This is a genomic window from Desulfosporosinus youngiae DSM 17734, assembly GCF_000244895.1.
Taxonomy (GTDB): domain Bacteria; phylum Bacillota; class Desulfitobacteriia; order Desulfitobacteriales; family Desulfitobacteriaceae; genus Desulfosporosinus; species Desulfosporosinus youngiae.
The window spans coordinates 3,095,974-3,119,227 of sequence record NZ_CM001441.1; the positions used below are offsets into that span (position 1 = coordinate 3,095,974).

19 protein-coding genes, 1 tRNA gene and 1 riboswitch are annotated in these 23,254 nt (G+C 42.5%); of the genes, 6 read left to right on the forward strand and 14 right to left on the reverse strand.

What is annotated here, in order from left to right; translation table 11 throughout:
• Positions 1-10 precede the first annotated feature (10 nt).
• Positions 11-775 (reverse strand): DnaD domain protein, encoded by a 765-nt coding sequence (locus DESYODRAFT_RS14340; RefSeq protein ID WP_007784211.1) that lies wholly within the window; start codon positions 773-775, stop codon positions 11-13.
• A 213-nt stretch (positions 776-988) separates the two neighbouring features.
• Here DESYODRAFT_RS14340 and DESYODRAFT_RS14345 point away from each other — a divergent pair, with 213 nt between their 5' ends.
• The gene (locus DESYODRAFT_RS14345) at positions 989-1,579 is read left to right on the forward strand and encodes an HD domain-containing protein (RefSeq protein ID WP_007784212.1); all 591 of its coding nucleotides are present in this window, start codon (positions 989-991) and stop codon (positions 1,577-1,579) included.
• An 11-nt stretch (positions 1,580-1,590) separates the two neighbouring features.
• On the opposite strand, the gene DESYODRAFT_RS14350 is transcribed toward DESYODRAFT_RS14345, so the two are convergent.
• From DESYODRAFT_RS14350 to DESYODRAFT_RS14410, 13 genes are all read right to left on the reverse strand, one after another.
• Positions 1,591-3,324, reverse strand: a complete 1,734-nt coding sequence (locus DESYODRAFT_RS14350; protein ID WP_007784213.1) for an MBL fold metallo-hydrolase RNA specificity domain-containing protein — start codon at positions 3,322-3,324, stop codon at positions 1,591-1,593.
• Positions 3,325-3,518: 194 nt separating this feature from the next.
• On the reverse strand, positions 3,519-4,157 hold the full coding sequence (locus tag DESYODRAFT_RS14355) for a response regulator (protein ID WP_007784214.1): 639 nt from the start codon (positions 4,155-4,157) through the stop codon (positions 3,519-3,521).
• A 1-nt stretch (position 4,158) separates the two neighbouring features.
• Positions 4,159-5,295, reverse strand: coding sequence for a sensor histidine kinase (locus DESYODRAFT_RS14360; protein WP_007784215.1), 1,137 nt, complete (start codon positions 5,293-5,295; stop codon positions 4,159-4,161).
• A 99-nt stretch (positions 5,296-5,394) separates the two neighbouring features.
• Positions 5,395-6,135, reverse strand: coding sequence for a hypothetical protein (locus DESYODRAFT_RS14365; RefSeq protein WP_007784217.1), 741 nt, complete (start codon positions 6,133-6,135; stop codon positions 5,395-5,397).
• A 282-nt stretch (positions 6,136-6,417) separates the two neighbouring features.
• The gene (locus DESYODRAFT_RS14370; protein WP_007784218.1) at positions 6,418-7,212 is read right to left on the reverse strand and encodes a methyltetrahydrofolate cobalamin methyltransferase; all 795 of its coding nucleotides are present in this window, start codon (positions 7,210-7,212) and stop codon (positions 6,418-6,420) included.
• An 82-nt stretch (positions 7,213-7,294) separates the two neighbouring features.
• Positions 7,295-8,257, reverse strand: a complete 963-nt coding sequence (locus DESYODRAFT_RS14375) for an acetyl-CoA decarbonylase/synthase complex subunit delta (protein WP_007784219.1) — start codon at positions 8,255-8,257, stop codon at positions 7,295-7,297.
• Between the two features lie 15 nt (positions 8,258-8,272).
• Positions 8,273-9,034 carry an ATP-binding protein gene (locus tag DESYODRAFT_RS14380; protein ID WP_007784221.1) on the reverse strand — a complete coding sequence of 254 codons (762 nt, stop codon included), beginning with the start codon at positions 9,032-9,034 and terminating at the stop codon, positions 8,273-8,275.
• Between the two features lie 20 nt (positions 9,035-9,054).
• Positions 9,055-10,965 carry an ASKHA domain-containing protein gene (locus DESYODRAFT_RS14385; RefSeq protein WP_007784222.1) on the reverse strand — a complete coding sequence of 637 codons (1,911 nt, stop codon included), beginning with the start codon at positions 10,963-10,965 and terminating at the stop codon, positions 9,055-9,057.
• A 106-nt stretch (positions 10,966-11,071) separates the two neighbouring features.
• Complete coding sequence (gene acsC / locus DESYODRAFT_RS14390) at positions 11,072-12,397, reverse strand: acetyl-CoA decarbonylase/synthase complex subunit gamma (RefSeq protein WP_007784224.1); 1,326 nt, start codon at positions 12,395-12,397, stop codon at positions 11,072-11,074.
• A gap of 89 nt (positions 12,398-12,486) precedes the next feature.
• Positions 12,487-14,667, reverse strand: coding sequence for an acetyl-CoA decarbonylase/synthase complex subunit alpha/beta (acsB, locus tag DESYODRAFT_RS14395; protein WP_007784226.1), 2,181 nt, complete (start codon positions 14,665-14,667; stop codon positions 12,487-12,489).
• Positions 14,668-14,683: 16 nt separating this feature from the next.
• Positions 14,684-16,702 (reverse strand): anaerobic carbon-monoxide dehydrogenase catalytic subunit, encoded by a 2,019-nt coding sequence (cooS, locus tag DESYODRAFT_RS14400; protein WP_007784227.1) that lies wholly within the window; start codon positions 16,700-16,702, stop codon positions 14,684-14,686.
• A gap of 69 nt (positions 16,703-16,771) precedes the next feature.
• Complete coding sequence (locus tag DESYODRAFT_RS14405; RefSeq protein WP_007784228.1) at positions 16,772-17,536, reverse strand: ATP-binding protein; 765 nt, start codon at positions 17,534-17,536, stop codon at positions 16,772-16,774.
• A 439-nt stretch (positions 17,537-17,975) separates the two neighbouring features.
• Positions 17,976-18,836 (reverse strand): DegV family protein, encoded by an 861-nt coding sequence (locus DESYODRAFT_RS14410; RefSeq protein ID WP_007784229.1) that lies wholly within the window; start codon positions 18,834-18,836, stop codon positions 17,976-17,978.
• Positions 18,837-19,046: 210 nt separating this feature from the next.
• Here DESYODRAFT_RS14410 and DESYODRAFT_RS14415 point away from each other — a divergent pair.
• The 5 genes from DESYODRAFT_RS14415 (at position 19,047) to DESYODRAFT_RS14435 (ending at position 23,224) form a co-directional block, all read left to right on the forward strand.
• Positions 19,047-19,123, forward strand: a tRNA-Pro gene (locus DESYODRAFT_RS14415).
• A 189-nt stretch (positions 19,124-19,312) separates the two neighbouring features.
• Positions 19,313-19,852 (forward strand): GNAT family N-acetyltransferase, encoded by a 540-nt coding sequence (locus DESYODRAFT_RS14420; RefSeq protein WP_007784230.1) that lies wholly within the window; start codon positions 19,313-19,315, stop codon positions 19,850-19,852.
• A gap of 55 nt (positions 19,853-19,907) precedes the next feature.
• Positions 19,908-20,022, forward strand: a riboswitch (FMN riboswitch).
• A gap of 140 nt (positions 20,023-20,162) precedes the next feature.
• A complete protein-coding gene (gene ribD / locus DESYODRAFT_RS14425; protein ID WP_007784231.1) occupies positions 20,163-21,284 on the forward strand; it encodes a bifunctional diaminohydroxyphosphoribosylaminopyrimidine deaminase/5-amino-6-(5-phosphoribosylamino)uracil reductase RibD in 1,122 nt (373 codons plus the stop codon).
• 43 nt (positions 21,285-21,327) lie between these two features.
• Positions 21,328-21,981 (forward strand): riboflavin synthase, encoded by a 654-nt coding sequence (locus tag DESYODRAFT_RS14430; protein WP_007784232.1) that lies wholly within the window; start codon positions 21,328-21,330, stop codon positions 21,979-21,981.
• Positions 21,982-22,021: 40 nt separating this feature from the next.
• Positions 22,022-23,224 carry a bifunctional 3,4-dihydroxy-2-butanone-4-phosphate synthase/GTP cyclohydrolase II gene (locus DESYODRAFT_RS14435; protein ID WP_007784234.1) on the forward strand — a complete coding sequence of 401 codons (1,203 nt, stop codon included), beginning with the start codon at positions 22,022-22,024 and terminating at the stop codon, positions 23,222-23,224.
• Positions 23,225-23,254: the final 30 nt, after the last annotated feature.

Genomic DNA, 23,254 nt, shown 5'->3' on the forward strand with positions numbered 1-23,254 from the left:
AAAGAAACCCCTATAAATAGAAATTTTCATATTTACTGGATGTCGTTTTTGTTGCTCTGGTTTTAGGTTTGGAGGTCTTCTTTTCCTGACGGGATTGAAAATAAGCATCTTCTGCTTCGATTTCAGCTCGCGTACGCAAACCCTTTTTCTCCCATTCCCTTAGTATTGAATCTAAGTAGCGGAAATTTCGAATACCTGCACTAACTCCTCTTCTTAAAGCCTCAATAATAAGTTCTTCAGAAAAGTTCGATGACAACCATCGATCGAGATTTTCACACTCCAGGCGAGTGAGCAAACGCCCCAATTCCTGCTCAAAGGTTTGAACTAAGTTATCCAGCGCAGGATTTGTTGGAGTAAGGGGCAGATTTGATGATACTTGACTTTGCATAAGCACCCGTTCTTCTTCTAATTGTTGAGAACGCTCAATCGCCCAAAGCTCTGCAAGTTCATCGATCAAACCAACAAGGCTATAACTATTTCCCCACTTTTGCTCAATAGGATTCCAATACCTTTCTATAGCAAGAAGCTTTCGCTCCACTAAACTACCCAAACTCTCTTCTATATCAGAAGGTGAAGCCGTCAAACGACTGGCTAAAGTCGTGATTGAAGGATAGGGGTTTGAATCAGATTCACATAATATCTGAATCAATACCATCATTTCAGAATCATTAATTCCAATTTTTTTATAGTGCGTTAACAAATATTTTGGAATTGAAACGACACCGGAAAAGAAAAGAGCCTGTGTAAAGCTCCCATAGACACTAACTTTATTCATTGACATTCATCTCCCATGTACCGTTCACTCTCACATCTTTAAATAATTTCTAATTTAAACAGGATTCTTTCTCAAGATCCCCAACCAAGCATTTATAGACAACTTTAAATAAATATGATCGAAAAGTGTTTATTGTATATCCCATATTATGGAAGGATTCTGGCGGTCATTTGGCGTATATAGTAACAAACGAACTCTAAGGAGGACAATGTAATGGATTGTAGGCAAGAACTTGTTCAAATCGTAGAAAAATCAGGTGCTCCCTCTGCCTGGGGAGTTAAACATTGCTACAGAGTTTACTATCTATCTAAAGAATTATCCAGTCATCTAACCTTAGATGATGAAGTCCTTTATACGGCAGCTATGCTGCATGACACAGGCAAATACCCGGTCTATGCCCTCAAGAACGTGGACCATGCTTTACGTTCCAAAGGAGTAACCGCAAATCTTCTCCAACAAATGATGTTTCCTCCAGATAAAATACCCATAGTTTTAGACGCCGTTGAAAACCACATGTATTATTCTGAACCCGGACGCAGTGATGAAGCAGTGTATTTACGTGAAGCGGATATCCTGGATAATTTAGGAAACATTGGCTTAATGCGTCTCTTCAGCTTGATTGGACATGATGAATTAATCCAGACTCCTGAAGATGCTATTGAGCGTGCCCGTCTTTTTGCGGAGGCACTTCCGGACAAAGTATCTACAAAAGCGGGAAAACGTTTAGCCGTAAAACGACGGGAAGAAACTCTCCGCTTTCTGGCCGGTCTTAAACGCCAATCCTCAGAATATGCATGGCTCTAAGCCCTAAAGCTTTAGCGCCGTGTTTTCCTCTCTTGCTCTTCAAGCCATCGTGTCAGGCTATCAAGGACGTTAATAACATGTCCAAAGTTTCGGGTTCTTTGTCCTTCGTCAATAAGTCGCTTAAGATGGTGTCGAAATCGGACATAGGCTCTATTGACTTGTGACCGGGATGCCTTGGCAGTTGCAGTCTTAGCTTTCTTGTAAGCAGGCGCAACAGGATGCAGGGGACGATCGCTAATGGATGATGAAGGAGCTGGTGTAGATTCGCTACAGATTTCTGTCTTTGGAGCCGGCGCTAACCAAGTCTTTTCAGGAGCAACCCGTATGATGCTTTCGTTATGGAATTCAATGGCTTCTCCAAGCTGAGGTATCAGAGGTGTTTTGCCGAATGTTTCATAAACTTTCTCAGAAAAGGCCGTCTGGGATTCTAATTCACCGTGAACAAGAATAATTTGCTCAGCTTCTTTTCCAAGCAGAGAAAGCCAACGAAGCAAATCTGCTTGATCTGCATGAGCAGAGAGACCGTCCATATGACTAATTCGGGCATTTACGGCAACTTTCTCACCGTGTATGGTTACAGTTTCAGCACCGTCTGAAAGAAGTCTGCCTAGTGTCCCTTGAGCCTGATACCCAACGAATAGAACCGTTGCATTCTCACGCCAAAGATTATGTTTCAAATGATGTTTGATTCGACCTGCATCCGCCATGCCGCTGGCAGCAATTATGATCGCTCCGCCTTCTATTGTATTGAGAGCCATCGAATCCTGGGCAGTTTGACTGAAATGTACATTAGGCATTTTGAGAGGATTGTTGCCCGTTCTGATTAATTCTTGAGTAGCCGCATCAAAATTTTCGGTGTTTTCCTGAAATATTTTTGTAGCGGCAATTGCTAAAGGACTATCAATATAAATCGGCAAAACCGGTATGCGTTTTTCATCCTGTAGTTTTCGCAGATAAAACAGCAGGTCTTGTGTCCGTTCAATCGCGAAAGCAGGTATTACCAGATTTCCTCCAGCCTCATAGGTTGAACGTATTGTTTCAGCAAGCTGCTCATAACGGTTATTTTTTTCAGGATCGATGTTATCGGAATGAAGACGATTCCCGTAGGTGGTCTCCATTACGACAACATCGGCTACAGTCAGAATACTAGGATCTTCAATATAAGGCTGGTTGACATTTCCTATGTCACCGGAAAAGACAATCGACTTGTTGCAATCAGGTTCCTTAATTTGAAGCACCACATGAGCTGAACCAAGAATATGACCCGCATCGAAAAATTGAAACGAAATCGTAGGGACAAGATCGACAGAGTTTTTATAAGGCACCGCATTAAAGTGCTGGATGGTATCAAGCGCATCTTGAACAGTATAGATTGGAACCAGGGGCGGAAGTCCTGCTCGATTTCGTTTTCGATTTTTACGCTCAATCTCCATTTCCTGAATATGACCGCTATCAGGCAGCATAATTGAACATAACTTAATTGTCTCTGGTGTCGCCCAAATAGTTCCCTTGAAGCCTGACTTAATCAGTTTAGGCAACATACCGGAATGATCTGTATGGGCATGAGTTAATATGACAGCATCGAGACTTGCCGGATTGTAAGGAAATTCCCCGTAGTTTAACTCTTTAAGTGCTTTCGAACCCTGAAACATTCCACAATCAATCAACACTCGGGATTCTCCCGATTCGACAAGAAAGGATGATCCAGTGACGACTTGTGCAGCGCCGAAGAAGCTGATTTTCATCTAATCAATCCTCCAAAAATAGCGTCTCTATTGCTTCCTTTCAGAGTTATTCTGAAAAATAGCATTATGGACGCTTTATTAGAACAATGCTATTGATAATTTTAAAGTTGTTTATCCCTGCTTATCTCTTTTATTTTAACGTTTTATGTCAGGTTTAGCAATGACCTTAAAGAACCTTATCAACTGCTGCCCATTTATTCAAGTTTGAAAAAATTAAGTTTGACAGCTTTGAGAGCTGCTTGAGTCCTGTCTTCAACACCCAATTTACGATATATGCTTGATAAATGGTTTTTTACAGTCTTTTCGCTAATAAATAAAGAAGTCCCAATCTCACGATTTGAAGACCCCTTCACAACATAATGGAGAATTTCCATCTCGCGGTCACTAAGACCACATGTATCCTTCAAAGGGCTCGATTGGCTCAATTGGTCAAGCAATTTTCCAGTCACGCTTGGAGATAATATCGGCTCTCCGGAATAAACCTTACGAATCGATGTAATAAGAGTTTTTGAATCAACATCTTTTAGCAAATAACCCGCAACTCCAATTTGAAGTACCTGAAAAACCTTTTCATCCGAATCATCAACAGTAAGCACCAGAATCCCTATATTCGGACGTTCGCGGCGAATAACCCGTCCAGCTTCTAAGCCATTGACTCCCGGCATATTAAGATCCATTAATAAGATATCAAACTTCATAGTTCGGGCAACGTTAATGGCCCCTTGGCCGTCCCCTACTTCCGCAACGACTTCAATCCCATCCTCAAATTCTAAAATACGGCGAAGCCCCTCTCTTATGAGGGGATGATCATCTGCTATTACAATTCTTATCAAGTTACCGTTCCCCCTCTTGGCTCGATGGAATTGAAAGTTCTATCGATGTTCCTTTGCCAATAATTGATTGGATGGAAAAATGCCCGGAAAACATTTCAACTCGTTCACGCATTCCAACGAGTCCAAAATGTTCTCCAGGATCATTCATAGCGGATTTTACTTCGAATCCTCTTCCATAATCTCGTATTCTGGCAATCGTCCAATCGTCTTTATAAATCAAATATATATCGACTTTATCTGTATGGGCATGTTTCGCAACATTTGTCATTCCCTCTTGCACTAACCGAAAGAGCGCCGTTTCCATTGCTGGAAGAAGCCTCTTTTCCCGTCCTTCAATTCGCAACTTACAGGTTATCCCGTAGGTTTCTTGAAAATTATCCAGATATTTCGAAATTGCAGGCACGATTCCCGAATTATCTAAGGCCAATGGTCGAAGATCAAAAATAATCCTGCGAATGTCCTGCAAATTTGCTCGAACTAAATTTTTAAGGTCCTTTAGCTCCGCTTTAACTCCACTAGGATCTAATTCAAGTAGCTTTTCAGCAATTTCCAGCCGCAAAACAATATTAGCAAGGGTTTGAGCGGGACCATCATGAATTTCCCTTGCTACACGTCTACGTTCTTCCTCTTGAGCTTTAATGACACGCAAACCCATTTCCAGACGTTGTTCATGATTATGAGTTTGAAGTGCCTCAACGACACCGCCTTGTAATAAGCTGATTGCCATACTTACCTGGGTCATTAAATTTTGTGCTCGCTCTATTGTAACTTCCATTTGACTAAGAGATCTCTCAAGATCGTCACGACGCTTACGCAATTGAACTTCTTTTTGCTGCAAGAGCTGAAGCTTAATTTGCGCATCTTGTGCTTCTGCGTATGTTTTCATCATTTCTTCATGGGTATATACTTGATAGGCTCGATTTACTTCCATCAGTTTCTGACGCATACGTCGTTCCACTTTTTCTTGATAATCGACTTGCAAAATGATTTCCGTGATATCCGATTTAAGCTGAGAGAGTTCATTAATCAGCCGATGCGTCTCAGTCCTGGATGTTTCTGCGATTAAAAATATTTCTTCCTTTCCAGATTCGATCGCTTTTAAGGTTTTTTTTAAAATTTCTCCCAACTGATCTGTCAAAACGTTTTCCTCATTTCAATGGCTTAAATAGTTGATTACCTTTCTAAGAATAATTTATTCGACATAGAACTGCTATTTCCTACTCCTAATCCCAGAAAATTAAGATGGACGTCCTAAACGGCGGATGTTTTTAAGTTGTCTTTCTAATCTACGAGGATAAAAAAGGTCTTCCTCCTGGCATAGCAGAACCTTCCATCCATTTTTTTTGAACGTTTCTGTCTGACATGGATTTGCCGAATCATACCGACAGATTAAAATATCGTCAACTCGGGCTAGAAAATCGCAGCCTAAAACATTAACGTTCCAATCGACAGGAGTGTTGGGAAAAACATAATTCAGTGCTAAGCTAAGACGATCTGTATTTTCAGAAACATCGCTAAGCCGTTTTACTCCCGAGTCAATTGGATCATTTAACTGATCTTGAGTAATAACTGCTTTATGCTCCGACGAATCATCTATGATGGTTTCTTCTGATATATGGTTATGAATAGGGGCTAAGGCCGGTATGGGTATAACATCCTCCCATTGAGTATCGATCGCCTTTGACATACCATCGATCAGCATTCTATTCATTGTCTCTCGAAATTCAGGAAAGTTATTAATAACCCTTGAGTCCGGAAGCTGCTGCTCGAGGATTTGGTGAAGTCCATCCGCTAAATACTCAGAAGGCAACATCGAAAATTCCTTTAATAATGATGTAAGATTTGCAACATTTTTACATCCGTTATGATACTCTGCTTCAGCATCTTCCCCGGTTAATAAACAAGTCGAAAATACTTTTTCGATAACTTGCTGTACCCACTCTTCAATTCTCGGATCGTTATGATAGAAAGCCTCCACAAACATCCACCTCCAGATAATAGTTCTCTAGATAGCTATGCTTGTTTCCTTGAGGATATGATTTATTATCAAAAAATACTAAACCATTCTATTATTAATCTATAGTACTAAATAGATGTTTAGTTTTTTATAGTTTTCATAAAGCATTCTTTTGAAAAAAAGAAATACCCACCAAAAAAAGGTGAATACTTCTTAATAAAAATACAACTTAGATACGGAGATGAAACAAACTTGAAACGTATTGTTTCATCTCTCGTATATTTATCAGTATATTGGTTTATCTTAGCGGGCGCGGAAAACCTTAAGATAGGAATCAGCGTAGATGCTTCTATTCAGAAGGATTTGGCAAGTAGCAGCTACGTCGACAAGGTCATCATCATTGGCGTCCATAATGGCGGCATCAAGTCCGCAGGCAATTGCCATAGCCATATATGTCCGATTAATTAAGTTACGGTCTGGTGATTTCTGGGATACATTCGATAATCCTAGAACCGTACGTGGTGCTGGGTTTGCCAACATTTTAACTTGTCTTAAGGATTCCAGAACCTCAGGAGCATGCTCTTGAGCGACATTGACAGGGAGAATCAGCGGATCAATGAATAGATCTTCCATAGGTACACCGTACTCATCTGCTGCAGCAACTAATTCCATAGCAAATGCTACACGATTCTCGGCGTCTTTAGGAATACCTTTCTTATCCATGGTCAATCCGATAATTCCTGCGTTATATTTAATAGCCATCGGGAATACGCGTTCAATTTTAGCTTGTTCTGCAGGGCAGGAGTTAATAATTGCCGGGCGTTTGCAAACTTTTAAGCCGGCTTCGATGGCATCGTAATTAGTTGAGTCCAGGACAAGTGGCAATTCGGAAACTTCCTGAATAACGTTAACCATCCACTCATAGGCTTCCACTCTTTCATGAGTTGGAATAGCAGGACCTGAGTTAACGTCGAGATAGTGAGCTCCTCCCTCATATTGCTTAACTGCCCAATATTGAATCGGCTTAGGGTCTTTATTACGAAGTGCTTCTCCAATATCAGTAAACATACCATTAATCCGTTCGCCAAAAATAAGCATTCGGTCACGTCCTTCCATATTTTATAAACTTAAAATACTAATTTGAAGGGTACTTTACAGATAAATGTATGAAGTTAAGGGATTATTCGCCCATCATATCAGCAATGTTCTTTTTGACCACAGCAACTGCTGTTGGGTTACGCATGACAAGAATACTAGCTCCAACTTGAAGAACCCCAGAAGCTGTTACAGCCTCCCAAAGCACGCTGCGGTCTGCGAGATCCCCCCAGCCGGGAAACTCTTCGACAGATGCATAAGCTTCTTTACAGCGATTGGCTTCATATCCGACAGTACAAATGATTGGCATAGATAGCATTTTGTCATTTGCTAAGGCTCCAAGACGTGCTCTCTCCATGATGGAATATACATACTCAATACCGAAACCAAGACCGGCGACCGTAGGATCAATGATAATTTTGTTTAAAGGCAGGCCCATTTCATTGATTAAGATATTGAGCTGTTTGCAGATATTAATATCAAGAGGGGAACGTGCTATTAGAGTGTGTTTGTGGACCATCGCAGCAGCAGTAATGGATTTGTAGTTATCCTGCTCAGCAATACCGATCAGGAGGTTCTCTCCGGAAGCTGCTTCAGCAATAACCGCCATAATTTCATTATTTTTCTCAGCATTATCGCACCCTTCTACAATAAGGGGTACCCCGACAGCAGCTAAAACATCCTTTACGATACGGGCACAATCTTCAGGGGAACGGTTTTCACCTTCAGGATCTGCACCGTTCAGTTTTAAATAGATGAGATCAGCGCCAAACTCATCAACGCATTTTTTAGCCCAGGCAGCTGGATCGTTAATGACATCCCCAATTTGGTTCTTGATTATATCACTCCAGGTTGGCACAACATCTGTGACCTCCATAGCGATCACAGGACGGTTCTTCGTTTCTCCTTCAAAGTGGAGAAATGGTAAGGCAGCGTCCCCTCCAACCGTAATGGTGGAGGTTCTTGTTCCTCCTTGTTCAGCAGTCGCGCCAAGGACTACCTCTCCAACTTTACTGGAATACTTTTCTTTCACTAACGCTACGGACATGAACTTCTCTCCTTTCTAGTTAAAGATTCCGGCACGGTTCAGAATGCTTTCCACTGCCTGGACCGAGACGGCATCATCCGGCAAATCAAATAATGGTTTGCCTGCCAAGTCATATTCCACAACTAAAGGATCTAACGGAATGTCTCCAATAACAGTAAGACCAGTACGTTCGATCTCTTCTCTCAGGGATTCCATACTTCCTTCACTAGTCTTAGTTACAATTAAATAGACAGTTTGTACCGCAGACTTTAATCCTCGAATAAGATCGTGAACTCTTCCTGCAGAACGGATTCCTCGAGCCGAAGAATCGCTGATGACAAACATGACCTCAACACGGGGGATTGTTCGTCGGCTGATATGCTCTAATCCCGCTTCAGAATCCACAGCCACAAAGTCATAATTTTCGCCAATGTCCTGCAGATGTTTGCGCAAGATGTCATTAGGATAGCAATAACAGCCAGCCCCTTGGGGGCCTCCCATGACAAGCAGATCGATATCATTGGATTCAACTAAGGATTGCTGGAGCTTGTATTCGATAAAAACGTTTTTTGGCATACCCTGGGGAATCGCTTTAGGATCTTTACTCTGTTCCAGCAATTCAGATATTGTTGATGTGACATCCAAGCCTAAAGCTTCTCCTAGATTCGCATTTGGATCTGCATCGACTGCGAGTATTGAAGTCCCTTTTTTATGACGTACCATCTGCCTTAATAATAAAGCGGTGAATGTGGTTTTCCCTACTCCACCTTTACCTGCAACAGCTATATATTTTGACATAATTGCCCTCCAAAATAACGTTATTGAAAAGATGGAAATAAGTTCATATCCGTATGAGGTAAAAACAAGGCAGCCATATATTCGTCCATATAGGTCGCTCCCACTGAAAGCTCGACATAGGTCATTTTCCGTCCCAATTCTTCTGCTTCCCGCCACGCATTCTGAGAAAGTAATGCTAGCCTTGCACCCTTGACGGATGCATTTCCGATAAACTCGAACCGCTCTGGTTCAAGATCTGGAAGCAGTCCAATTTGAACAGCATCATGGATATTAAGGTAATTGCCAAAACCGCCGGCGATGACAATCCTGCTGATCATATCAATATCCACTGCGACCATATTCAGTAATGATCGGATTCCGGCGTAGATGGCGCCTTTAGCACGAATAACATTCTTAACATCATTTTCAGTAATGACCACATCTTTTTCTCCACCGGCTTGATGAGCCCAAGCCAGGACAAACTCTTTATCATCAGCGGTAGCTCGTATTCGCTGTGAGCCTGATTTGTGTCCTAACTGGAAATTCCCTGCCCGGTCAATAATACCCGCGCCGAGTAATTTGGCCATACAATCCACAAGCCCCGATCCGCATATACCTACAGGTGTCTGGTCATTGATCACTTTAAGGGATACATCCAAGGTTTCAGGATCAATGAAGATCCGTTCAATTGCCCCTGGCATAGCTCGCATACCAAAGGTAATACCGCCGCCTTCAAAACTTGGACCTGCAGAACAAGCGCAAGAAACAAGCCAATCCTGATTGCCGAGCACAATTTCCCCGTTTGTTCCAATATCGATAAACAGTATAATATCTTCCCCATTGGCTAAATCCGTCACCAATGTTCCGGCAACAATGTCTCCTCCAACATAACTTGCGACTGAGGGATAACAATGTACCAACGCCTCTGGCAGCATATGGAGACCAATCTCCTGAGCAGAGAATGAAGGAACGGTTGTCATAGTAGGAATATAGGGTTCCAGGCGAATATAGCGCGGATCCACACCCAGGAACAATTGAGTCATAGTCGTATTTCCGGCTACCATTGCGCTGGCAATATCCTTACTACTTAAGGACTGGCGAGCGAGAATCTTATCCAGCAGACCATTGACGGTTCCAACAACAGCATCCCTGATCTCTATTAAGTTCTGTTCGCTTTCAACTGCATATACAATCCGAGTTATAACGTCATCCCCATATTTTGCTTGTTTATTATAGGTACCCTGCTGATCAACGATCTCTCCCGTCAAAAGATTAATAAGATAGACAACGACTGTCGTGGTACCAATATCAACAGCAAGCCCATAAGGGGGGACATCATTTCCCTGCTCAATGTGTGTAACAGTTAACTCAGCTTCTGTATCAGTCATAGTTACAGATACATCCCAATTTGCTTTGCGAAGTGATTCAGGCAAATGTTTGAGTACGGATAAAGGAATATGGATGGGTTTATCTCCAGTTTTTAGCGCGCGGCGAAGTTCTATACTCAGTCGTGCCCAATCACTGGAATTTTCCGTCAAAGTAGGTTTGGAAAGTGAAATTCTTTGCTTTAACGCTAAAGGTTGACGCCCAAATTTCTCGAGTAAATCATGTTCACTTTCCTGTATGATGCCTTTTGGGGCATCCCCCAACAACACTTGGTGTTCTTGCAACCTAGATTCAGGAGGTACTTCAACGGTCATATCTCCTTGAACCGACGTTTTACAGGCCAGACGAATTCCTTTAGAAAGCTGCTCAGGCGTTAAATTACCTGTGCCGTTTACTATGGGGTCCCCACTTATAATTTCAACTTTACAAGCTCCACAAGTTCCCTTTCCACCACACCCGGATTTGATCATGATTCCGGCTTTTGCGGCTACACTAAGCAGGGATGCACCATGTTCAGCTTCGATGACGCGGTTCTCAGGCATGAATTTAATTTGAAATTGGGACATCGCTTTCACTTCCTTACTTCACCAAGAAATCCCATCGAGATATTATTTGCAAGTTAAACAGCCTTTTCTCAACATAGCATTTAGAGTAATGTATCCACCAGAATTATTAAGATAAAGTTTTCGAGAATGATACAATTCCGCTGGACTCACGAGGCCCAACAATAGTTTTCCAACCGGACAGTTCAGAAAGTTTTCCCGAAATTACGGCAACATAGCCTGGAATGATAATGTTGCGATGTTTTACCCGATCTGCAATTCCGCTGGCATTCATTGCTTCAACGATTTTCTCTGGTTCAAATTTACCAGCAGCATAAGCAGTGAGAACAGAAGTGCCATCAGTATCGATCGGTAAAATATAGCTGGGAATTTTGGAGGTTTCAACTTCGCCTTCGACGCTATAGTAGGTTAAGGAGAAGTTTGTCGTAATATAGAATGGTGAATTTTCATCAACATTACCCACACTATGCAGTTTTGGTTCAACCTGAATTGGTTTTTGAGGGTCAGTGTAGATGTTTTGTCTCAAAGTCATTAATGGCAGAACATGAGCTTTGGCGCTGGTCTTTAACACAACAGCACTGGCATATTTAGCCACATAAACAGTAGCTTCCATGATTTCTTCCATTGGCTCTGCTTTGGTTGTAAAGGCAATAACAGGGAAACCTAATGGGCGGAATTTTTTCTTAATAGCTAAACGCCGTATATGAGTAAGATTTGCTAAGGTATCAACAGGTTTTCTCGAACCAGGATCCAGGACGAATTCTTTATACCCCAAGCCTTGGGCTTTAACGACAAGTTCTTCTAAAGCATCTAAGCCCTCTGCTTTAATAATAACCGGAACTGAGTTTTCTTTAGCCAGGTTGACCATTGCTTCGTAGTTATCGGCAGTTGCTGATCCAATTAAAGGCTTGCGGGATGCCAAAGGCGCAAGAGCTGCTTTCACTGCTTCCGGATCGTTGCTTAATAATACTAAGGATTTATCAGTAGCTTCTGCCACAGTTGCCGCTACTTTTGCAAAACGTGCAGCATCTCCGGATTCTTGAACAATGGCTACACCATCCATAGAGTATTGAAGACCGACGCGCTCAAATTCCAAGCCTTTGATTTCCTGAATTTTGGCAGTTAACTCATCATCACTTAGGCTGTCAGCAACATAAATCAATAATGTCGTTGGGTGATAGAAGGTCTTATCATGACGGAAAAGAACCGTTTCGTCTCCGAGAACAGAATCTTTTCCAAATTTTATGGCTTTGATCGGAGGAGCCGAAGCGGAATCCAAGTTCTCGCGGGCAGCATCAGTGACATATGGACAAGAGTCTAAAGATGCTTTCCCCGAGGCCAAGGCCATAGCAAAAGCTAAGCAAGTTGGCACACCGCATTCTCCGCAGTTTTTCTTAGGCATTTGTTTATAGATTTCTAAACCTGTAAGAGCCATTTTAAATCCCCTTTCTAAGTCGATCTAGGATATCGCAGACAATCAAGGCCCCTGGAAAATTATCGTGGGACCTTGTCGTCTGGGAAAAATTACATTAGTGGGTCAAGGGCAAAACATGGATGTCCATTTTCCTCAAGGAAAGGAAGGATTTCTTCTACTGTACTGCCGACTGACTCATCAGCAACTTTGTCTATGAAGTCTGCTCCCAAACCTTCGTCGATGGATCGTTGAATAAAGTCTTCCCGTATAAATTCTTTTAATTCTTTGGGCATCCAAACGATACGGGCAATCCCGCCGTCTGCAGGGATGAATTTTTTACTAAGCAAATAAGTTCTTCCAATTCCCATGAATCCTGGGGTTTGCATCCCACCGCCGCAGGTTCCTGCTAATGAGGAGAATGTCATACCACAAGGAGTCATTCCCGAGTGTTCACGTGTTGTAAGCATAAGCCCATTAGCTTCCGGAACGATAGCCATGATCGCTTCGAAACAACCGCATGAGGTCATTGGTCTATCCATTAATGTATAAAGGTTAACTTCCTCTAAGGTATTGTTCGAAGCTTTATACAGATACTCATTACAGGATTGCCACATACCTCTTAATTCATCAATAGCCGGTCCTTTAGGAATAGGTTGGTTTGGTCCATTTGGAGCGATCTCATGAGATGCTTTAGCATCTAACCAACTCACTGCACCGCACAAACCGACACGTTCAGGGGTAACAATACAAACGTGGTTTGGTGCAAAGGATTGGCAAAGTAAGCAGGAGTAAAAGTCTTCGACAGACTCATCGGTTAAGCTCCTCATCCGGTCGTCACGCGCACGATAGCGTTCACGTGCCTGGACAAGGCCTTCCTCTACCGCAGCCTGGTCAAGCATGATCGTTACTTCGACACGGTCAATAATAGCCGGGAATTCCTCTTTTAACTTAGCAATCAATAGTTCCCCAAAGTGTTTCATTAAGAAGCCTTTTGCTCTGGCGTCTTTAGAAATCCGCACCCAGCACAAATCACGCTGTGCAACGTGCCAAACTCCTTCACCATAGTTTGCGAAATAGTGAATTCGACGTTCAAAAACCCCTTCAAAGTCTGCCTGCATTTTTCGTCCATAGATATCAATTTTAATACCTAAAGGAAGTTTGGTTCCTTCAGGAACAGTATCAATATCGTTACCTATTACCGTGACCTGACCGTCAACGATATTTTCAGGTCCAACCATTTGGACAAGTTCGAAAGCTGTGGTACGTCCGCCGCCAAATTCGACGTAAGTATCCCCTTTACGAATGGTCTCACCCTCAAATGCCGGACCGAAGTTAACCGGAATTGGCAATTCAACGTTCGTAATTTTAATTCCGCGAATTTCTAAAGCTAATGGAACAATTTTCTCATAATCAGGCTCTGAGACATACCAATCAGGAATTTGCATATCGTCACTGAGCACTTGATCGGTTAAGACAGGGAAGCCCATGAAAATTGCACCCAATGAGGCCGCAATTTTGACATCGTCCAGCTCACCAAGGTTAAGAACGAAAGCCCGAATCCGACGGCGCTGATAATCACGATGGTTTTCACGTTCTCCGGCTGGAATACCACCGAAAGCAAGACCTGCACGGAAAGCATAGTTAACAGCATGGATAATCTGCGTAAAGTTGCCTAGAGGGAAAGCAATATAATCCTCACCAATTTTAACGTTTACTTCGAGTAATTGCTCAATAACCTCATCGCAGAGGAAGATCATAAATCCTTTGCCCATTAGATTATCAACAATTTTCTTAGCGGATTGAGAATCTTTTGCGCGGCCAAGAATTACAGCAACACCAGGAATGGTCCAGTCAACCATCTTAATCCCATGTTTCCGTACGATCGGATCACCTAAGAATCCAGTCCAAGGCTTGACTTTTGGCTCATCTCCACGCAAATAATGAAGTGTTTCAATAATTTCTGCAGCATATAATACAGATTCACCCCAAAGCCGAGCGTTTTCAAAGGTGAGATCTGTGCGGATTTGACTGCGCATGCGGTTCAGAATAGGAACCAACTCACCCAATTTGGTCACCTTTTCTCCGGAAAGACAGGTGATAACCGGGAGATGATATGCAGTATCCGGATAGCCAACCTCTTGCTCCGTACCATAGTCTTTGATTGCACGATTCAATAAAATTTCAGCATAAGTCATAGCAATAGTGGTGCCGTCAAACGCTCTGCGTAAAAGTTTTTTGGGTTGATTATTAGGATCCTTAATTGCGCCTGCGTAAATTTCCTCCATAGACATATACATTCCTCCTTTCTTACCAACCTTGGGCTATTGCTGTATCGTTTTTCTCCGCTGCTTGCTTGTGAATACCTAACTTCCAGGTTCTATACTCTAAAGCATCTATGAGTTTAGTCGCACCAATAACAGGATCGACTTCAAAAATGAAGTTCCCGCCAAAGACATCATGAGCGATTTGGGTCGTAATTCCATAGATAAGGTCACTTCCCTCAACAGGAGGCAAAGAACCAACATGAGTTGGGAATCCCATTGTGACAGCCCAAGTTCCAATTGCTATAGCTTTTTCATGCATAGCCTCCGGAGCAGATGCAACAAACGGAACTTTAGGGATATCGACCCCTAGTTCATTCGCCATTGCAACAGCTAAATCTACAGCGCGGCTGTTATCCACACAGGAGCCAACATGGAATACCAACGGAAGACCAGTTGCCAATTGCGGGTTTGCGGCTTCCAAGGTTTGAATGAATGATTTTAGTCCTTCGCCGGCATAAGCATCGACCGCTAAGGGCGACATTAGACCGAATTTAGCAAAGGCTCCTGAAGAGCAACCCGTCGAAATGACTAAAACGTCATTTTTGACAAGCTCTTTTAAGACAATATTATGGGATTCATCTTGAGCTCGTTTAAGGTTGTTACATCCAGCCATTAAGCAGACCCCTTTGAGTTGTCCGCTCAGGATTGCATCTGTTAATACGGAGATTGGACGTTCAGGATTTATCTTAGAGAAAATTTCCGTCAGCGCTTCTACGCTGAAACCAGCCACAAGCTTATGCTTTTCGTTCGGAATAGAAACTTTCTTAGGATCACGATTCTTATAAGCTTCAATAGCGATTCTAATAAGCTTCTTGGCATCCTCCATAGCTGAGGTGGTATTAAAGGCGATGTGTTGAGCACCGGGAACTTTCATAATCGCTTCGGTAGTAATAACTTTAGTATGATAACATTCGGCAAGGGTTTGAACTGCAGGGTAGATACATTGAATATCCACAACCATTGCATCTAAGGCACCCGTCAAAATAGCCATTTCCTGTGAAGCGGACGATGTTGCTAAATACACGCCTTCACGCATGAGCAATTCATTACCGGTACAGCAGATCCCGACGATATTGACTCCTTCTGCCCCTGCTTTTACAGCATCTTCTTTCATTGCTCTTGCGGCTGCAACAACCATTTCACTAAGAACAGGGTTATGACCATGAACGGCAATATTTACCATTTTCGGGTTTATTACACCTAAGTTTGCTTCTGAAACGATAGGCTGTGGTATTCCGAACAACACGTCACTCAGATTTGTTCCGATATATTCCCCACCTAAATCTGCAAGTGCGCTTTTCAGTCCTCCGAAGATAATATTTACCGGATCACTATCAACACCCATAGCTGTTTGGGCAATCAGCTCTGTAATAGAACCGTCAATATTCCTGGGCATAACATTGGTGTGCTGGAATTTTTTACGGCGTCCCTCTGTCATGAAGGAGTCTAAAAAGGCTAACGGCCGATCCTGGTAACGTCCAAAATCTGCGTAACCGATCTCTACAACGTCTCTCAGAATATCCTTATCTTCACGATCAAGAGTGGCGACACCAAGCTTTTCAGCTAATTTATGAAGCTTCGCGGGGGATTTGATTTCGTAATCGTCGGCATGTCCGTCGACTAACGCATGAGCTGTATGCAAAACATGGCGAGCATGTTCGGAGTGAGATGCGGCTCCTCCTGCAATCATTCGAACAAGATTACGTGATACAATGGTATAAGCAGAAGCTCCGCAAATTCCACGACTTCCAGGACCGTCATCTTTTTTGACCCGACATGGACCTGCTATACAAATACGACAACATATTCCTTTGTATCCAAACGCACATTGTGGTTGTTGAGCAACTACCCGATCATAGACCGTCTCAATATTTTTATCCTTAATCATTTCTAACATTTGCAGGGCACCGGGGTCAGTTGTACGAATGGGATTCTTGGCATCGACGACTCTTGGAGCGTCTGATGGTCGGGCGGTATGGGTTAAATCCCGATATCTAGGCATATTACACCCTCCTCTTTATTAAGATCTCGTTACATACAAATACTCACATCTCTACTACGAAAACCTCTGTCATCTCCCTTCATCGACAATTCTTTGATAAATTGTATTGAGCTCGACTCCCAGAGACCCACCGGGCAATTCCACACATCCTGTATTTAAGGACATTTCTAACAGCTCGTCACTGTAAGGGATTATGCCAACAAGCTGTTCTGAAGGAATGTGGTCTCTAAGAAACTTTTCATCTTTAGAATTACGAACTTTATTGCCCACCACAACTACACGAGGAATACCCAACTCCCCTGCCAATTGTTGGATAACTTTTACTGTTTGAACACTTACCCTAGACGGTTCAGTAACAATGACCAGAACATCGACACCCAAGGCTGTTCCGCGGGTAAGCTGTTCAATCCCTGCACCCATATCTAGAATGACAGTATCTTTTTCCCCCAGTATTAATGAATTGACCAAGGCTCGAAGGAAGCTGTTTTCCTTGCAGTAACAAGAGGTCCCTCCCCCTTTAATGTTACCCATCCGAAAAAACCTTAGATCTCCCAAAGGAATGCTATAATCATCTAATATATCATCGACATTAGGATTAAGCGGATAGTAGGTTCCACTCCCACCCATACGCTCTTCAATTAATTCTTTCATATCAACGATCGGCTTAAGATTGGCAAGAACTTCATCGGAGATTCCCAGGACCGTCCCCAAGCTAGCATCTGGATCAGCATCAACTGCCAAGACTGTTATTTTTTTGTTTGATAGCCATTGGGCAAAATTTGCAGCAAATGTGGTTTTTCCGACTCCACCTTTGCCAGAAATTGCTATTTTCAACGGACCTCACTCCTTTATAGCATTTAAATTTACGACTAATATAACAATCTTGCTATTTTATTAATAATTATATATTCTTTTTTTCTTTGCTAAATCCTGCAAAAATTTCTGAATTTAATATTTATTTTATTCTAAAAATTTGAAATTACAAGATTAAAGAAACCTATAACAAGCCCCGAATTTTGAATATTTAAATTTGTTTAATTTTCAGTATATTCTGAAGAATTAAATTCTTCTCAGATGTAATTTACCGGCCATTTATTTTTGGGTTTCCTACCAGGCTATAATAGTCCTTGTGACTAATAATTAACTTTCTCCCATTCTTTTCTAGTTTAGAATAGGATAATTACGAATACTATGCAATAGAGCATAGTAAAAGGGCATAACAGATACCCCCACTTTTAGAGTGAGGGTATTTTTAAGATTAACGTTTAAACTTTTAGTTAATTAAAGGCCAAGGATGAAATGTAAGTCCAAAAGCGCCTGTACCTACATGAGTTGCGATGACAGGTCCAGCTTCGAATAAACCTATTTCATGCCCTGGAAAACGATCCTTAAGTTCGTCGAGTAATTCCATTCCCACATCAGGAATATTAACATGCATAACGCAAATTCGATAACGTTTTCCTGTCGATAATGCCCGGGTTAATTCATCAATGACACGCTGCCAAGCACGTGACCGTGAACGAACCTTGTCAAAAACATCGATTTGGGCATTATTATTAAAGTAAAGAATCGGCTTTATTTGGAGCAATGTTCCCAAAAGAGCTGCCGCTCCGCCAATCCGTCCGCCTTTTCTTAGGTTTTCTAATGTATCGACAATAAAATACATTTCAGTCTGTTGCATCAAGCTCTGTAACCCTTCCATAATTTCAGAAACCTTCTTACCTTGCTGAGCCCATTCAGCTGCAGCCCATGCCAATACACCAAGACCCAGAGCAGATGATTTAGAATCAAAAATATGAATATTTGAATTAGAGGCAAGTTCTTTCGCCATTTGGGCTGAATGCAGCGTCCCACTTATAGCCGAAGAAATATGAATACTTACAATATCCTCGATCCCCTCTGAAAACAGGGACTCATAAGTTTCTAAGAACGTACCCACAGAAGGTTGGGAAGTAGTAGATAAGCCTGAAATCCGACTTAATTTTTGAAAATAAATCTGATTGGTTAATTCCGTTTCAAAGAAGGTTTCGTCCCCGATATTAACATTAAGGGACACAACACGAATTTGAAATTGCTCCAAGATATTTTTTGGCAAATATCCGGTAGAGTCCATCACGATCCCTATTTTACTCAATTATCTTCTCTCCCTCATGAATCAAACACCTTGGAAACATCTGTATATGCTTGTATAAAGTATATCTTAAAATAAATTCCGTAGCAATCTAAAGCCCATCAAATGACAAACAATTTCATAGTGAAAATATTGTTTATCAAGAATAAAAGTTTATATATTGGTTGACAGGCTAAGCGTGATTTGTTAATATGATAATCGTTCTTAAATATTCGGGGCGTAGCGCAGTTTGGTAGCGCGCTTGGTTCGGGACCAAGAGGCCGTGGGTTCGAATCCCGTCGCCCCGACCATTGCAATTAAAGGGTTTCCGGCAAGGAAACCCTTTATCTTATCCTGTGGGCTAAGCTGCCTGGCTTTGAGGTCTGCATATTATTCAAATTATTTTTTAGAAGATCTTTTTTCAGATGGTCATAATCTGAAAAGAATGATAGAATGTCTGTTATTGAACATACTAATTATAATTGAGGGAGTTCTTCATAATGATACGAGGCCAGAAAACAACCATTCGTCCTATTGAAGAAGATGATATCGAAGAACTATACCAGTGGTATAATGATCCGGATGTTAATCTTTGGGCTAGTGGAGCTTGGCCGTTAAATACTCTTCTCAATAAAGATCAAATAGCTCTTAAATTCCTTGATGGATCTCCGGACATTTATCGTTATTCTGTTCTGGATGAAAATAATCTCCTTATTGGTACCATAGGTTTTAAAGACATTAATATCCCCGGCCAATCAGCTGCTCTGTATATAGTAATCGGCAATAAATCCTATTGGGGGAAAGGATATGGCACAGATGCCTTAATTGTATTCGTGCGCTTTCTTTTTAACCAATGGAATTTTCATAGAATTTCCTTAGATACTTGGGACGAAAATATCCGGGCAATTAAAGCCTATGAAAAAGTCGGTTTCAAGATCGAAGGCCGGCAACGTGAAGCTCGTTTCGTGCTGGGAAATTATCATGATGCCATTCTTATGGGTTTATTGCGGGATGAGTTTCTCGCTTTACACGGAAAATAATAGGGTTGCGTAAATCGATCGCCTGGAGTAAACTATAAACAATTCAATAATCACAATACTCCTCTGGGGTTGGGTGAAATTCCCTACCGGCGGTAAAGCCCGCGAGCCTTTTGGCAGATCTGGTGAAATTCCAGGGCCGACAGTAAAAGTCTGGATGAGAAGAGGAACAGCTAGTTTTATTTTATAGCGTGATGAACGCTTATTTAAGCTGCGTCCTTGTTTAAGACACCTGGAGAGAGACAGGTGTTTTTTTGTTTCTATTTTTTTCTTTGGGAGAAACTAAATCTGAAATTAAAGAAAGGAAACTCTAATGCACGAATCAAGTCCTTCAATTCTTAAAGATGAACAGTTCATGAGAAGAGCGCTTGAGTTAGCAGCCAAAGCAACAGGCAGAACTAGTCCAAATCCTTTAGTAGGATGTGTTATCGTTAAAGATAATGAGATTATTGGAGAAGGATATCACCACAAAGCAGGGACTCCTCACGCAGAGGTACACGCCCTTGCTGCGGCAGGAGATCAAGCGTCCGGCGCTACGGCTTATGTAACTTTAGAACCATGCTCACATTTCGGCCGAACTCCTCCCTGTGCCGATGCCTTGATTCGAGCCAACGTCAAGAGAGTTGTTGTAGCCATGCAAGACCCCAATCCATTAGTATCGGGTCAGGGGACAGAACGACTGCGAGAAGCCGGAATTCAAGTTGACCTGGGAGTTTTGCAGCATGAAGCTGAACGTACCAATGAAATTTTCCTTAAATCAATTACGACGGGTTTACCCTTCATTGTTTACAAGACAGCAATGACCCTCGATGGGAAAATTGCCACCGAGACCGGAGACTCGCGCTGGGTAAGCAATGAGTCCTCCCGCCATTATGTACATCAGCTTCGGGATGCATATGATGTTATCCTGGTTGGGAGTGAAACCGTCATTCAAGATAACCCTGCTCTTACCTGCCGTCTTCCCCATGGAAAAGATCCTGTTCGACTCATTGTTGACGGAAAATTACGGCTGGAGGAGAAGGCACAGGTACTGACCTCCTCTAAGCACAGTCCTTGTATTATTGCGACCACACTGGCTGCATCTTCAGAGAAAGTTCAACGCCTGCAAAGCCTTGAACGGGTTGAAGTCTGGCAATATAAAACTGAACGTCATGTCCCACTTGAAAAACTGCTGCGTGATCTTGTACTTCGCGGCTGGATAAGTGTTTTACTCGAAGGAGGCGGCGGGCTGGCAGGTACACTCCTGCAAAATAAGCTGATAGATAAAGCAGAACTATTTATCGCACCCAAATTTGTTGGCGGAACCGGCCCTTCTCCCCTTTCGGGTCTTCATATCAAAGCCATGTCGGAGGCTGTAACCTTGGACAATCTCAGTTTTGATATGCACACAGGTGACCTTCATGTTACCGGATACATTTCAAACTTCAAGCAATGAATGTATCAACGCACAGTGCGAAGATGCATTAGGGAGGAGATATATGTTTACTGGAATTGTCGAAGAACTGGGCACAGTTCGGGCCCTTCGTCTTTTACCAGACTCAGGACAACTTACCCTTCAAGCCCAAAAGGTTTTAAACGGCACTCAGATCGGTGACAGCATCGCCATTAACGGAGTCTGTTTAACCGTCATTCGGTTAAGTGATCGTGAATTTACAGTGGATGTAATGGCTGAAACATTAGTAAAAACCAATCTGGCTGAACTAAAGAGCGGCAGCCATGTTAACCTGGAACGGGCTTTACAGCTGCAAACTCGTTTAGGCGGACATTTAGTTAGCGGGCACGTCGACGGGGTTGGCAGTATTCGCCGGATTGTACCCTGGGGCATTGCCAATGTTTACGAAATCAACGCCCCCCCTGCACTTCTTTCATTTATGCTGCCGAAGGGCTCCATTGCAATTGATGGAATATCCCTGACCATTATAGATGTAGAAGCAGATTATTTTACAGTTTCTCTGATTCCCCACACATTTAAGGAAACCACACTTGGCTTAAAAGGGTTAAGTGACAGCGTTAACCTTGAAACAGACCTCATCGGTAAATATGTTGCTCGTTTCATGGGGCTTAATGGGAAAGCAGACAATAAAAAGCAGGATCTTTCACTAGGTTTTTTAGCTGAGCATGGATTTATTTAAACAGGTTGTTAGCAATGAAATTAATTGAGGAGTGAATGATATGGCATTTAACACGATAGAAGAAGCCTTGGAAGATATTAAACAAGGTAAAATGGTGGTTATGGTGGACGACGAGGACCGTGAGAACGAAGGAGATCTGGTTATGGCTGCCGAACTGGCAACCCCGGAGGCCATTAATTTTATGGCTACCTATGGACGGGGATTAGTCTGCGTTCCGATGACAAGAGAGCGAATCCAAGCCCTGGAGCTTCAACAAATGGTGAATAACAATACCGATCCTCATGGTACAGCCTTTACCGTAAGTGTTGATTCTGTTATGAGTTCTACCGGAATTTCCGCCTTTGAACGTGCGCAAACGGTTAAAGTTTTGGTGGATCCTCAAAGTAAACCCACCGATTTACAGCGCCCCGGACATATTTTTCCGCTCCAGGCACGAGAAGGCGGAGTTTTGGTTCGCGCCGGTCATACGGAAGGTGCCGTTGATTTGGCCCGTCTTGCCGGACTTAAACCGGCAGGTCTGATTTGCGAGATTATGAATGAAGATGGAACAATGGCCAGAGTGCCGGATTTACAGATTTTTGTAGAGAAACATAATTTGAAATTAATAACGCTTAAGGATCTGATTAGTTATCGCCGACAATCCGAAAAACTCATCGAGAGGGTTGAAAGCATTAACCTTCCCACTGGTTTCGGGGACTTCCGTGCTATAGGTTATCTCAGCGTTCTCGATAAAGATGAACATATTGCCTTGGTCAAAGGGACAGTGGATGACGGGAAACCAGTACTCGTTCGGGTTCATTCTGAATGCCTGACCGGGGATGTTTTCCACTCACGACGTTGTGACTGCGGCGATCAACTCTCTGCTGCGATGGAAGAAATTGAACGTGAAGGACGCGGGGTTTTGCTCTATATGCGTCAGGAAGGCCGCGGAATCGGATTGTTAAACAAACTAAGAGCTTATAAACTTCAGGAAGAAGGAAAAGACACGGTCGAGGCTAATCTTGCCTTAGGATTTCCGGAGGACTTACGCGACTACGGTGTAGGTGCCCAAATTTTAGCGGACCTCGGTATCTCCCAAGTCCGTTTAATGACGAATAATCCACGGAAAATCGTTGGCCTTGAAGGATACGGGCTGAACGTAGTGGAACGAGTCCCCGTAGAGATAGGCTGCAAGCCTGAAAATACTAAATATCTATGCACAAAAAAACAAAAGATGGGACACTATTTGACAGGTGTTCAATAAGATCCCTGTACCTGAAGCATGGTTAGGTAA